The 13227-nt window shown below is 58.2% G+C and carries 13 protein-coding genes and 4 pseudogenes; 9 read left to right on the top strand and 8 right to left on the bottom strand.

What is annotated here, in order from left to right; all coding sequences use genetic code 11:
* Positions 1 to 214 precede the first annotated feature (214 nt).
* On the top strand, positions 215 to 652 hold the full coding sequence (locus tag N7E02_RS04785; RefSeq protein WP_286578917.1) for a nuclear transport factor 2 family protein: 438 nt from the start codon (positions 215 to 217) through the stop codon (positions 650 to 652).
* Between the two features lie 280 nt (positions 653 to 932).
* On the opposite strand, the gene N7E02_RS04780 is transcribed toward N7E02_RS04785, so the two are convergent.
* The 5 genes and pseudogenes from N7E02_RS04780 to ku (N7E02_RS04760) form a co-directional block, all read right to left on the bottom strand.
* Positions 933 to 1520 (bottom strand): SOS response-associated peptidase, encoded by a 588-nt coding sequence (locus N7E02_RS04780; protein WP_286578916.1) that lies wholly within the window; start codon positions 1518 to 1520, stop codon positions 933 to 935.
* A gap of 781 nt (positions 1521 to 2301) precedes the next feature.
* Positions 2302 to 2580: pseudogene (locus tag N7E02_RS04775) on the bottom strand (hypothetical protein).
* Positions 2581 to 2621: 41 nt separating this feature from the next.
* On the bottom strand, positions 2622 to 2945 hold the full coding sequence (locus N7E02_RS04770; RefSeq protein ID WP_286578915.1) for a hypothetical protein: 324 nt from the start codon (positions 2943 to 2945) through the stop codon (positions 2622 to 2624).
* 1 nt (position 2946) lies between these two features.
* On the bottom strand, positions 2947 to 3759 hold the full coding sequence (gene ku / locus N7E02_RS04765) for a non-homologous end joining protein Ku (RefSeq protein WP_286578914.1): 813 nt from the start codon (positions 3757 to 3759) through the stop codon (positions 2947 to 2949).
* Positions 3760 to 3771: 12 nt separating this feature from the next.
* A pseudogene (gene ku, locus N7E02_RS04760) lies at positions 3772 to 4676 on the bottom strand (non-homologous end joining protein Ku).
* Between the two features lie 202 nt (positions 4677 to 4878).
* Here ku (N7E02_RS04760) and N7E02_RS04755 point away from each other — a divergent pair.
* Positions 4879 to 5064 carry a hypothetical protein gene (locus N7E02_RS04755; RefSeq protein WP_286578913.1) on the top strand — a complete coding sequence of 62 codons (186 nt, stop codon included), beginning with the start codon at positions 4879 to 4881 and terminating at the stop codon, positions 5062 to 5064.
* Positions 5065 to 5074: 10 nt separating this feature from the next.
* A complete protein-coding gene (locus tag N7E02_RS04750; RefSeq protein WP_286578912.1) occupies positions 5075 to 5281 on the top strand; it encodes a hypothetical protein in 207 nt (68 codons plus the stop codon).
* A gap of 248 nt (positions 5282 to 5529) precedes the next feature.
* Here the strand turns inward: N7E02_RS04750 and N7E02_RS04745 are convergent.
* Positions 5530 to 5798, bottom strand: a pseudogene (locus N7E02_RS04745) (ATP dependent DNA ligase); the annotation flags it as partial.
* A 230-nt stretch (positions 5799 to 6028) separates the two neighbouring features.
* Here N7E02_RS04745 and N7E02_RS29460 point away from each other — a divergent pair.
* Positions 6029 to 6358: a LysR substrate-binding domain-containing protein gene (locus N7E02_RS29460; protein WP_353622809.1), complete on the top strand. Its 330-nt coding sequence runs from the start codon at positions 6029 to 6031 to the stop codon at positions 6356 to 6358.
* Between the two features lie 53 nt (positions 6359 to 6411).
* Here N7E02_RS29460 and N7E02_RS04740 read toward each other — a convergent pair whose 3' ends face one another.
* Entirely contained in the window at positions 6412 to 7083 is a 672-nt protein-coding gene (locus N7E02_RS04740; RefSeq protein ID WP_286579079.1) for an RraA family protein, read from the bottom strand.
* Between the two features lie 29 nt (positions 7084 to 7112).
* Complete coding sequence (locus tag N7E02_RS04735) at positions 7113 to 8114, bottom strand: hydroxyacid dehydrogenase (protein WP_286578911.1); 1002 nt, start codon at positions 8112 to 8114, stop codon at positions 7113 to 7115.
* Between the two features lie 137 nt (positions 8115 to 8251).
* Between N7E02_RS04735 and N7E02_RS04730 the strand changes: the two genes are divergently transcribed.
* The 5 genes and pseudogenes from N7E02_RS04730 (at position 8252) to N7E02_RS04710 (ending at position 13221) form a co-directional block, all read left to right on the top strand.
* Positions 8252 to 8950, top strand: a complete 699-nt coding sequence (locus N7E02_RS04730; protein WP_286578910.1) for an IclR family transcriptional regulator — start codon at positions 8252 to 8254, stop codon at positions 8948 to 8950.
* A gap of 39 nt (positions 8951 to 8989) precedes the next feature.
* Complete coding sequence (locus tag N7E02_RS04725; RefSeq protein ID WP_286578909.1) at positions 8990 to 9949, top strand: tripartite tricarboxylate transporter substrate binding protein; 960 nt, start codon at positions 8990 to 8992, stop codon at positions 9947 to 9949.
* Positions 9949 to 10407 carry a tripartite tricarboxylate transporter TctB family protein gene (locus N7E02_RS04720; protein ID WP_286578908.1) on the top strand — a complete coding sequence of 153 codons (459 nt, stop codon included), beginning with the start codon at positions 9949 to 9951 and terminating at the stop codon, positions 10405 to 10407. The genes N7E02_RS04725 and N7E02_RS04720 overlap by 1 nt, the downstream gene beginning before the upstream one ends.
* Positions 10408 to 10428: 21 nt before the next feature.
* Positions 10429 to 11936 (top strand): annotated as a pseudogene (locus N7E02_RS04715) (tripartite tricarboxylate transporter permease).
* Positions 11937 to 12018: 82 nt separating this feature from the next.
* Complete coding sequence (locus tag N7E02_RS04710; RefSeq protein WP_286578907.1) at positions 12019 to 13221, top strand: alpha-hydroxy acid oxidase; 1203 nt, start codon at positions 12019 to 12021, stop codon at positions 13219 to 13221.
* The last annotated feature ends 6 nt before the right edge of the window (positions 13222 to 13227 follow it).

Below are 13227 nucleotides of genomic sequence, written 5' to 3'. Positions count from 1 at the left end.
ATACATCGACGCAAATGATTTCATTGGACTGGATGCTCCTCCCAAAGCAACCAGTCCAATGAGAGCCTCGGAAGGCAAGAGCCACGTCCAGGCCTGGTGAACCTAAGCGGTTGTAGCGCGCTGTCAAGCACACCAACGGCCCGCTGGCGCCCACTGACGCTGGAACAATGAGAGCTTGGTCCTGTTCTCGTGTCAGACACAGGAAGGGAAACACATGGGCAAGCTCGCAGACGACTTCATCACCGCGCTTCATCAGCTTGAGGAAACATCGGACGTCAATGGCATTACCGCGCTCTTTTCTGACAACGCGGTTCTATCAAATCCACTGGCAGTTCATGACGCAGAAGATGGCGGAGCTGCGAAAGCTTTCTGGACGGCATATCGTGCGCCGTTCGAGAAAATATCTTCCGAGTTCGTCAACCTCGCGGAAGGCGATAGCAGCGCGATGTTGGAATGGCGAAGCGACGGAACACTTCGGGGGCAGGCCGTTTCCTATAGCGGTGTCAGCGTTCTCGAATTTGCAGACGATCGGATAACGTCCTTTAGGGCATATTTCGATCCCCGCGAACTTGTGGCCCATGTCGGAAGTCCGCAAACATCCGAGGATATGACGCCGAGCGATGTCGAACCAGCCAGCCAAGAGAGCCAGTAAGAGACGGTGGAACATTTCCGCTTTAGCTGGGTTCGTTTTACGAGGTCGCGGCGTGACATTGGACACGACGGAGACGGTGAACGCATCGGTTTTTTCGATTTCTCGATGCGGGCAACGAAGCGCCAGGCGAGCACCTAACCTGTCCGCCGCGATCCTCAACCTCTTGAAGCCACCTGCACTCATCCGGCGAACCTACGTCTACAGTGGGTTGATCTCCGGTTTCCCGGCGAACCTCGACGAGTTCACGTCTCGCGAGACCCGATGATACTCAAATACGCCGTCAATATTCTGTTTCTCGAGGAGCTCCTTTGCGCGCGCCACTTGTTGATGGCTCGAGCCACTCCTTATAGGCCGCCGGATCGAGAATTGCGGGCTGCCTGTCGTGCAGCCGGGTCATCGGTTCTGCCGCGGGCATGGTGATTATGGTACAACTTGTGATGCCGAGTTTCTCGTTATGCGGCCCAAGGTCCGGCAAAAGAGAAGGGCTGCCGCCGGGCTGGGTGATGAGCCATGGATCTTTCTTGCCGTCATCCTGATTGACGGTCCATTCGTAGAACCCATCGGCCGGCATCAGGCATCGCTTAGATTTAAACGCATCTCGAAACGCCGGCGATGTTCCGATCGTCTCGATGCGGGCATTGAACATCGCACCCTTGGGCAGCTCCTTCGCCCAAAATGGCACCAGCCACCATCGCGCGTTCTGTGCTACCTGTTTGCCCTTGACGTCGTTATGAACGATCAGAACATCCTGCGTCGGGGAAATGTCATATCGAGGCTGGGTGTTGCGTCCGCGCTCCTGGGCGAGGTCTAGGTCGTACAGATCCAGAAAGGCTGGCCACTCATGCTCGAACGTAAATCTGCCGCACATCGGATCATCGTCTCCTGAGGATCGAGAGGTCGCGATCGACGTCGCGGTTCGCAATCAACCCTAGCATCAAATGATCGGCAAGCTCGACCATGGCCGCGGCAACTTCTCCGGTTTCCCGCCAGCTTCGACAGCTGCCATGGCCACATCGACGAATGCTCCAGCCATCGCTTCCTGACATTGCAGAAAACGATCCGGGTGCTTGTCAGTCTTGGGCGCGGCTATACGATTCATACCTAAGACATGTGGCTTGCTCGCCTTCGGTCAAGATACTGGAAGAATGCAAGCACTGAGGCGGTTCGCGCGGAACATTTCAACCTTTGATCTGGTTCGTCACGGACAGAGGAGATTTGATATGACCGAGCCAAAAGGCCACCCCGAACAGGATCCTGCCGAAGGTTCGCGTGAGACGATTGAGCGCGACCTGCAGAGGCAAGACAGTAAAGATAAGTCCCCAAAGAACACGTCTGAAGGGCGGCCCTCAGGAGACGATGCGGGCGCCGAGGCAGTCGAGCCATCACTAGGAGGGTAATCGCACCCCGGGGCAACCGGATGAGGTAGAGGAGAGGAAGCCGTATGACGGACGTTAGCCGGACGAACAGAAGAGTTTTACGACTTGTGGCAATCGCGGTGACTGTTGCGATCGCGGCCATTTTAGGAAGTTATCTCATTGGCCCAGCCACCAATCCTCGCACAACATCGACCGTTTCGGCGCCCGCACAAGGCGAACCTGAGAACTTGGCGGCACCAGCCAACCCCTCAGGTGGGTCAGAATCCCTAATGACTAAGCGTGCAATGCTTCGAACCATTCTCGGTAGGGCGTTTTCTTTGCGAGTTTGCGATTGTAGTCAGGTGCGCCATCCGTCCACCACACCGGACCGCGCTCGCCTCACGCCGTTTTCGCGGCATCAACGTGACTTCGGGCAGCAGCTTTTGCCTCTGTATCGTCTTTTGCGTCTTTGACCGCCCTGCGCGCATTCATAAGCTCCGAGACGAGCACCTGTCGTTCGTCTTGATTGAGGTTCGGATTGCTCAACCTCCACAGCCGCCCTCGCACGACCATGTAACGACCGTCCGGTGTGTGCGGAAACGGTTCACGCTTCGTCACATGCGCCCCTGTGCTCGGGTCGACCGATCGAAAGTCCCTCCAGCGCTTTTCGCGGCAAGGACGTCGCTTTCCCGTACCCAGACCTTTCCATCCATATCCTCACCCCGCCGGATAGCGGACGCCGCCAGGTCGCAGTAGAACTCGGCGTGACGTACGAGCCGCCGCAGCGATTTCTCCGGAGGAGCCGCGGTGGCCTTCATTGCCTCGCATGTGACGATCACCAGCCAGACGGAGGACCCATCGGTAACGGCGATTTGGCCGTTTTCGAAATAGAGGAATGGCGCAGGCTCACACAGCCAGATCTCGGTTTCCTCCCGCATGTCAGCCTGCCTTCTTTTTCTTGAGATCTGCCTCGACGCTCTTGCGCAGAGCATCCATGATATTGACGACATTCGAGGCAGGACCAGCTTCCGCCTTTTTGCCCTTCGCCGCCTTCCTAGGCTTCAGCTGCTTTTTCTTCTGGGCAATTAGTTTCAACAGGCTTTCCTGGATCGGGTCGCTGACCATATCCGGTGACCAGCGAGCCGTCTTCTGTTTGATCAGCTTCTGCACGAGCGGAACGAGGTCCTTGTCGGCCTCCGCCTCAATCTCCTCGAAGTAATTTTCTTCCGGCCGCACTTCGTCGCCGAAGCGCAGCGACCACAGGACGATGCCATCGTCGCGCGGCTCGAGCACCACCGCGCGCTCCCGGCGACCGATGACAAGTTTCGAGATGCCGACGACCTTGTCGGCCTTCATCGCATCGCGGATGACGGCAAAGGCTTCGTGCCCGACGGGATCGTCCGGCATCAGATAATGGGGTTTTTCGAGAAAAACCCACTCGATGCTATCAGACGGTGCGAACTTCTCGATATCGATTGTCTTGACTGTATCTAGCGCCACCGCATCGAGATCGTCATCGGTGAGGATCACGTAATCGTTTTCGCCGCGTGCGTAGCCCTTGGCTTCATTCTCGTCTTTCACCGGCTTTCCGGTCAATGAGTCGATGTATTGGGAAACGACACGATTGCCGGTCTCCCTGTTCAGCGTATGGAACCGAACCTTTTCCGATTCCGACGTGGCCGGCATCATTGAGACCGGGCAGGTTACAAGCGAGAGTTTCAGGTAGCCTTTCCAATACGGACGGAGTGCCATGATCTTGTTCCCTCACCCTGCCTTGCGCTGCGAGGCAGCTTTCGAAGAGGCAGTCTTCGATGCCGCCCCGCGCGCGGCGCGCTGCCTGCCACCACCCTTGTTGGCGTTGGCCGCAGTGCGTTTCGGTTTGTCGTCGGCGGATTTGCCGAGGCCGGCGCTCTCGCGCAGCGCTGCCAGAAGGTCGTTCGGCTTGGAGACCTCGACCTTCTTGCGCTTCGGCAGAGCCTTACCCTCGATCTTGGCCTTCACCAGTTCGGCGAGCGCTGCCTCGTACCGATCGTCGAAGGCCGCGGGATCGAAGTCGCCTTTCTTCGTAGAAATGATGTGCTTGGCGAGATCCAGCATCTCGCTCTGGGTCTTGATCTTCGGCATGTCCTCGAAGGCTTTTTCGATGAGCGGACCTCATAGTCGTAGTTCAGCGTAGTGGCGATCAGCCCCTTGCCGTGTGGGCGGATGAGAACGGTGCGCATCCGCCGAAACAGGACAGTTCGGGCGATCGCTGCAACTTTCGATCTGCGCATGCCGTCCCTCAGAGCAGCAAAAGCATCCGTTCCCATTTTGTCGGGCGTGAGGTAATACGGCTTGTCGAAATAGACATCGTCCACGTCTGAGCAGGGAATGAAGGCCTCAATCACCAGTGTCTTGTTGCTCTCCGGAATAGTGGCTGCCACCTCATCGGGATCGATGATGATGTATTGGCCACTCTCGACCTCAAAACCCTTGGTCTGGGCTTCCTTCGGCACGGTTTCCTCCGTGTCGCTATCGATGAAGACGCGATTAACTCGGTTTCCAGTGGCTTTATTGATCGTGTTGAAGGTGATCCGGTCCGAAGTTGAAGCGGCCGTGTATAGCGCTACCCCACACGTCACTTCGCCAAACTTGATGAAGCCTTTCCATTGAGCGCGCTGACCGGCCATATCGAACTCCTCGCACAAGACGCAACTTATGCGATTCAACTGCGTCATTCGCGACTCAGTTCCGACTCGAAAAATGAATCATTTTCAATGGCTTGATTCAGTTTTCCACTGCAACCATGAGATTCAAATCAAGCGTCTGGATTCGATGCATCTTTTCGGCCGCGCGCGAGTTGTTCGTTTACCGCAACCGAGGAGAAGGCAGATGTCCAAGCGAGAACTGATCGATACCGGAACCGACAAGCGCTACGTCCGCCGTGACGACAAGGGCCAGTTTAAGGAAAGCGTCGATGTCGGTCGCTCACTCTCCGCCGACAGGCGGCAAAAGGCGAAGTCTGTGGCCAAGCCCGGCGAGGGTGATAAGGGCGATCATCGCCCTGCGAAGGACTGAGGGTGAAACCATGACCAGCATCGCCGGCGACCTTCGCCTCAAACTCGAACAGCTTGTCGATCATTATGTGACTTCGGGATCAAAGGCGCCGGACGTGATTGCGGCGATGGAAACGGAGCTGCAAGACATGCGGCGGGCCTATCATGAAGATCCCGATCCGGCCGATGAGCCAAGCGAAATCGAAGAGCCGGCCAACGACTGGCCGGCGGCGACCTGATGGCGTCCAAGCGGATATGCGATTTTGGCATGGCTGTGCTGTGGTATTGGTTATATTCGAAGCACGGCGGGATGGGGTAGAAGACTTCCAACGAAGCGACGCATCCTCCTCCCGCGAAGCTTCGTCATTCAGGTGACCTACTCCTCCTCCCAAGGGCACCTGACAGAATGGCGGCATCCTCCTCCCAGTCGCTGTTCAGATCTTTCGAAAAGCCTGCCGCACCTCCTCCCGCGGCAGGCTTTTTCGTTTCACGGCTTTTCATTGATGTCGAAGACCGCCGCATTGTCCTGAACCTCGCGAAGACCTTTGTAAGATGCGTGGCGCAAGTTGCCATCATCGGTCCAGCCGCGAAACTCGATTTCGGTGATCAGGGTCGGCTGCGCAAAGACGAGATTTTTGCCCTTGAGTGGCAGGACAGGCTTTTCGTCTTCAGTTTATCAAGTGTCGTTCTGGGGTAGGCCGCATCGCGTTCCTTGAAGCCGGTTTCGACCGAGCCAACATAAACCCAGCCCGATCCGTGGCTCCGGGCAAAGGGTCGCGATCTCTTCAGTTGGAGATGGCCACGAACAAGAGCGGTTCCAAAGGGGTGAAATCGATCTGGGTCTGGTTACACCTGAGACCGCGCCGCAGGATTTACATTCTGCGCATTTATTCAACGAGACCTACGTCTGTGCGATGAGATAGCGCCATCCGGATGCGAGCAGCCAAGCGATTTCGCTCGATGGCTTTTGCGCACCTGATCAGGCGGTGGTTTCGTTTTCCGGTGAGCGCTTTCGCGGTGTAACGGATGTCGCGTTAGCGAAGGTCGGGAGGAAGCGCCGCGTTGTCTTATCGGTCACACGCTTCCTCGCTCTCGTTGATGTTTTGAAAACAACCGGCCTTATCGCTGTGGTTCCAAGTCGGCTGGCAAAACGTGATCCCGGTCTTGTAACCATGGAACCGCCTATTCCCGTCGCGAGTTTTTCCAAGATCTTGGTCTGGCATGATCGGACCCACCGGGACCGTGGGCATCAGTGGTTTAGGTCAATTTTGATCAAGTCGGGTGGTGAGATGCCGCCGGCTGTGGACGCATATTAAATCGGTTCATGGTTCGAGAGCAGAAGCGGCCGCCGGAGCGACCGCTCGTCCCTTTAGAGACCTTCACAACCAAGCTTTGCCAATGTTGCATCGACCCAACCTCTGTCGTTGGCTCCTGCCATGATGTTCGCCATTTGCTTCGTCTCAGCCTCGTGCTTCTTCGTGGCCGCAGCATGGATCGCCGCTACGTCATCGATGGCAATGCTGAGCAGTCCGTCGGCATCACCGCAGACGAGATCACCCGGGTTGATCACCATGCCTGCGATGGAAATGGGAACGTTCACCTCGCCTGGACCGTCTTTGTAAGGACCACGATGAGTAACGCCGGTGGCGAAGACCGGGAACGAGCCGGCCAGAAGTTCGGCGCTATCGCGAATTGCACCATGGATGACGATCCCGCCAAGACCACGCTGGGCAGCGTGCGCGACCATCAGTTCGCCGATGATCGCGTTCGAAAGGTCACCGCCTGCGTCGACGACGACGATGTCGCCGGGCTCTGCGATATCCAACGCCTTGTGGACCATGAGGTTGTCACCGGGCCTTGCCTTGACGGTAATGGCAGGCCCAACCATCGCGCCTCCAGTGTAGTAGGGACGCAGCGCTGCACCGCCTGCCGTCATGCGGCTCATGACGTCGCTCACATTGGCGACAGGAAGCGTACGGAACGCCTCTACCCATTTTACTTCAACCTTCCGCTCGCGCTTGCAAATACGAAAACCAATCATTCCATTCCTCCTTCTGAAATTCTTGCCGATCAAGCGGCTGCAATGAGCTCGCGATTGGCGAGCGCCTGATTGTCGAAGGCGCGGCCTTCGAGAACGTCGATGATATGCTGGGCGCTCTGAACCGACATATTGCGCAGGGCGGAGCGGCTCGCGCCTCCAACATGTGGCGTGGCAATCACATTCGGCAGCGACCACAGTGGGTTGTCCGCAGTAGGTGGTTCGACCTCAAAACTGTCGAGCGCAGCTCCCGCAATCGTCTGCGCCCTCAAGGCATGAATGAGTGCTGCCTCATCGACGACTGCACCGCGCGCCGTATTGACGAGAAAAGCCGTTGGCTTCATCAGCGACAATCGTTCTGCGTTGATCAGATGATGCGTCTGCGGCATAAGCGGGCAGTGGAGGCTGACAATGTCGGCAGCCTTCAAGATGACGTCGAGATCGCGATTGACCGAAACCTCTGCCGTATCATTGGCAAACGGATCGTAGGCAATCACCTGCATCCCAAGGCCGCGCGCGAGCCCGGCGGCGCGCTGGCCAATTTCACCAAAGCCGATGACGCCGAATACCGCGCCAGCCAGATCGCGGCCGACATATTTGGTCTTGGGCCACCCGCCACCCTTCACCGCCGTGTCGAGCGGCACGACATCCTTCATCAGGGAGACGGTCAGGCTGATCGCCAGTTCGGCGACCGACTGGGCGTTGGCGGCCAGGGCACGCAAGACAGGGACATGTCGATCGGTTGCGGCTGAAAGGTCGATATTGTCGACACCGCTACCGTGCTTGGCGATCACCTTCAGGCGGGGTGAAGAAGATATGACCAGGCGATTGATTTGGCCCTGGCGTACGAGGATTGCATCGACCTCTTTGTCTCGAGCAATTGCGGCCAGATCTTCAGGCGTGGAATAGGCGGGAGCGTAAATTGCCTCAACATCGTGGGCGGCGAGCAAGTGCCTCGCTTCCTCGACGAGCTCGGCTCCTGTGATCATCACTCGTGCGGACCGGCCCTTACCGGTTTGGATTGCCGCGCTCATATGCTCCTCCTGCATTTGCATCGACACGAACGTCAGACAGGGCGCGCCCTGTTGACGAACGTCATTTATCGCGTATTGTACTAATTGAAAAGGTGTTGTACTATGTACAACGTACGTCACCTTTTTGGGAGGAAATCATGCCTGGAAATTCAGCCGGTGTTGCTGCCGTAGAGCGCGCCGCATCTTTGCTGGAAGCTTTTACCGACCGCGATTTTTCGCTGCCGCTCGGTGAGCTTGCGCGCCGCGTCGAGCTCGATAAGTCCACGGTTCTCCGCATTGCCAGATCGCTCGCCAAATCCGGGCTGCTTGTCCGTAACGACGATGCCAGTTGGCGTCTCGGGCCGAAGCTGATGAAGCTCGGCAACATCTATCAGTCGACGTTCCGGGCCTCCGACATCATCGAACCGCTGCTTGCGGACCTCGTTGAGAAGACTGGTGAAAGCGCCGCGGTGTACGTCCGCGAGGGTGACGAACGGGTATGTCTGTTCCGCCACGATTCCCATCAGGCGATCCGTCATTCGGCGCGTGTCGGTAGCACCTATCCACTGGAACGGGGCGCGCCGGGCCGCGTCATTCTGGCCTTCGCCGGTCGCTCCGGCGCAATCTACGATGACATCCGTAAGGCTGGCTACTTTGCCACCTCGGGCGAACGTGATCCGCAGGTCGCCAGTCTCGCAGTACCGATCTTTCGCGATGGCGATGCACTCTTCGGATCACTGGCACTGACCGGTCCCCCGGCGCGCTTCTCGGACGAGGCGATCAAGAAAAATCTCGAAATTCTTCAGGTGGCCGCGCGGAAACTTTCCGTCGCCATGGGAGGAGACCCCGGACCATAAGGCGGGAACCGGGCCCGCCATTCCAACGGAGGATTGGACATGGACTATCGCAGGATCAAGCTCTCAATGGCCGCCGCGGCATTCGCGGCGTCGGCTTCTTATGCACATGCCGAATGGCCGAACGACCGCCCGATCCAGATGATTGTGGCATTCGCGCCAGGCGGCAGCACCGATGTCATGGCACGCGCCATCGAGCCGTTCCTGGAAAAGGAGCTCGGAGCCGACATCGTCATCGAGAACCGTCCGGGCGCATCGGGCGAAATCGCCTACACGGCGCTCTCGAAAGCAAAGCCGGACGGCTATACGTTTTCCTACATCAACACGCCCGGCTACCTGTCAATGCAGGTTCAGCGCAAGCTTGGCTATGATCCGAAGACGATCAAGCCGATCGTTCGTATCGTCGACGACCCGACAGCCATCGTCGTCCCGGCGGCTTCCGAGATCAAAACCCTGAAGGATTTCGTCGAGGCGGCCAAGGCCAATCCGGGCGGCATCTCCTACGGATCCTCCGGTGTCGGGACGGATGACCATCTCGCCATCATTCTTCTCGGCTCAGGCACAGGCACGACCTATACGCATATCCCCTTCAGTGGTGCCGGCGAAACCCGCACAGCGATCCTGGGTTCGCAGGTCAGTGGTGGCGGCCTCAATGTCAGCGAGTTTGCCGGAAACGACCATTCGGGTCTCAGGATGATCACGCATTTCGGCATGGAGCGCTCGCCCCAGCTTCCCGATGTTCCGACCGCCAAGGAGCAGGGGTTCGACGTCGAGATGGCCTCGGAACGCGGTATCGCCGCTCCGCGCGAACTGCCCGACGAGATCACCCAGAAGTTTGGCGAGGCGATGAAAAAGGTGCTCGATAACCCCGAGTTCCAGAAGCAGGCCAAGCAGCTTGCGCTTCCGCTCGCTTATCTGTCCGGTCCGGATTGGGAAAAACAGATGCCCGACCGACTGGCCCGCTTCCAGAAGATCTGGAACGAAACACCCTGGGTGCAGTGATGAGTGGCTCCTCCAACATGAAACGGGACGTTCCCGATATTCTGGCGGGGGCGGTAATGATCGGACTGGGAGCGCTTGGCCTTTGGGCCGGGCGCGACCTCCGGTTCGGCTCTGCAGCGATGATGGGGGCGGGTTTCTTACCTGATGTCATCTGCGGCATGCTGATCGCCATCGGCGGCTACGTCCTCATCAAGGCATTTGCGAAAGCATACGAACCGATCGGGGATTCCAACATTAAGCCGCTACTCATTTTGGTGGCTGCGATCGCCGGTTTCGCCTTCATGTCGGAGACGCTCGGCTTTGTCGTCTCGACAATCTGGCTCCTCGTCATCGGCAGCCTCGCGGATCAGGAATCTCGCTGGCGCGAGATCGCCATCTCCACGCTTCTGCTGACGATCTTTGGTGCGCTCGTCTTCATCTATGGCCTCGGCGTTCAAATGCCGGTCTGGCCGTTCTGATCGAGCCCGGGAGGAAATCCAATGGCATTTCTCGATGTCCTCATGCTGGGCTTCTCCGAAGCCTTTACGCCGACCAACCTGTTGTTCTGTTTTATTGGCGCATTGCTCGGCACGCTGATCGGCGTTTTGCCGGGGATCGGTCCGACGGCAACGGTTGCTATCCTTCTGCCGGTCACATTCTTTCTGCCTCCGCTCGGCGCTCTGATCATGCTCGCGGGCATTTTCTATGGTGCACAGTATGGCGGATCGACGACGGCAATTCTGGTCAATCTGCCCGGTGAGGCGTCCGCCGTGGTGACCGCAATCGATGGCTATCAGATGGCGCGAAAAGGGCGGGCGGGAGCGGCATTGGCGATCGCGGCACTCGGGTCTTTCTTCGCTGGCACCGTTGCAACAATCGGCCTGGCTTTTGCAGGTCCGACGCTGTCATCCTTTGCGCTGTCGTTCGGGCCAGCGGAATATGTTTCGCTTTGCATCTTCGGCCTGCTTGCCGCAACCATCCTGGCGCATGGCTCCGTGATCAAGGCGATCGGCATGGTGTGCCTCGGCCTTGTCCTCGGCATGGTCGGCATCGACGTCAACAGCGGCTCGACGCGCCTGACCTTCGGTTCGACCGAACTCTATGATGGCATTGATTTTGTCGTCATTGCCGTCGGTCTCTTTGGAGTTGCCGAAATCGCCAGCAATCTCGAGTTCAAGGAGGCACGCGGCGTTCTGCAAAGCACGATCGGTCGGTTGTGGCCGACCAAGCAGGAGTTTAAGGAGAGCTGGGGCGCCGTATTGCGAGGCACGGGCGTTGGCACGATCCTCGGTGTCTTGCCGGGCGGCGGCGCGACGCTGAGCGCGTTCAGCGCTTATTCGGTCGAGAAAAAATTTCCAAAACGCCGGAGAAGTTCGGCCACGGTGCGATCGCAGGTGTTGCAGGACCGGAAGCGGCAAACAACGCGGGCGCTCAGTCCTCGTTCATTCCACTCCTGACGCTCGGCATTCCATCCAACTCGATCATGGCGATGATGCTCGGAGCCATGACGATCCACGGCATCACGCCAGGCCCGTCCGTCATCCAAAACCAGCCGGAGCTGTTCTGGGGGCTTGTCGCATCGATGTGGATCGGCAATGCGATGCTGCTGGTGATCAACCTGCCGCTCATCGGCGTCTGGGTGCGTCTGTTGAAAGTGCCTTACCGGCTTCTCTATCCGGCGATCCTGCTGTTTTGCTGCATTGGCGTCTATAGCGTCAACAATCGCGGCTTCGACGTCGCCCTAGTGATCCTGTTCGGTGTTCTGGGCTATGTGCTGCGCAAGGCGCGCTGCGAGGCGGGGCCGCTTCTCTTGGGCTTCGTGCTTGGCCCGCTTCTCGAAACCAACCTGCGTCGCGCGCTCCTCCTCTCGCAGGGCGATCCGCTCGTGTTCGTCGAACGCCCGATTAGTGCTGTGCTTCTGCTGATTACTGCTGGCATGCTTTTGACACTCATCCTTCCGGCAATCCGCAAGGGCCGCAAGGAGGCCTTCGAGGCGAGCGAAGACTAGACCATCCCTGCAAGTCACCCCGGCGCGGAACAGCCGCCGCGCCGGTAGTTCCTAGTAGATTGAGAAACGCTGGAAGACCTCTATGTCAAAAGGGTCGGCGCGCCGCCTTGCCAACATCTTGTGCCTTGATGACTTCGAGGAAGCCGCACGCCGGCATCTGCCCGGGCCACTCTTCGGATACATAGCCGGGGCAAGCGAGACGAATGCATCGCTGCGTCATAACCGCGAAGCATTCAACGCCTACGCGTTCGTGCCGCGCGTTCTACGCGATGTCTCCGCCCGCAGCATCAAGACCAAATTATTCGGCGAAACATATGAGGCGCCATTTGGGATTGCCCCGATGGGGATCAGCGCCTTGATGGCCTATCGCGGCGACATCGCGCTCGCGACGGCAGCCGCTCAGAGCGGTATCCCCATGATCATGAGTGGCTCATCACTCATCCGCATGGAAGAGGTGGCCGCAGTGGCGCCGCGGACATGGTTCCAGGCCTATTTGCCGGGCGAGCATGACAAGATCGATGCTCTGGTCGATCGCGTGGCCGCCGCGGGGTTCACGACACTGGTTCTTACCGTCGACACGGCAGCGCTGGCAAATCGCGAGAACAATATCCGTGCAGGTTTCTCGACGCCACTTCGACCGAGCCTTCGCTTGGCATGGCAGGGGATATCCCATCCGCGATGGACTCTTGGCACCTTCCTTCGCACGATAATTAAACACGGCATCCCTCATTTCGAAAATTCATACGCGACCCGTGGGGCGCCGATTGTCTCATCCAGTGTCATGCGGGACTTCGGGCGCAAGGATCATCTGAATTGGAGCCACCTCGAACGGATTCGCAAGCGGTGGCAGGGCAACCTTGTAGTCAAGGGCATCATGCATCCCGACGACGCGGTGATGGCTGTGGACATCGGCGCAAACGGCGTCATCGTCTCAAATCACGGGGGACGCCAACTTGATGGAACAGCCGCTCCGCTTCAGGTCTTGCAACAGATTCACAATCGTCTCGATGGACGCGTGCCGCTGATGATCGATGGCGGGTTTCGCCGTGGGACCGACGTGATCAAGGCTCTTGCTCTTGGCGCGAACTTCGCCTTTGTGGGCCGACCGTTTCTACATGCCGCAGCCGTCGGTGGCGCGCCAGGAATCATCAAGGCTGCGGAGATTTTGAAATCGGAGATATACAGGAACGTGGCCCTCTTGGGAGAGACGAGATTAGATAGTGTTTGTGCTGACCACGTAACCCCGAGCCGATGTAGGTCTTGTATGCGAACCTCGGTTCTTTAAAGCAAC

It is taken from the genome of Terrirhizobium terrae, assembly GCF_030323265.1.
Taxonomy (GTDB): Bacteria; Pseudomonadota; Alphaproteobacteria; order Rhizobiales; family Rhizobiaceae; genus Neorhizobium.
The sequence above is the reverse complement of the archived record's forward strand: the minus strand, read 5'-3'. Positions and strand labels throughout refer to the sequence as shown.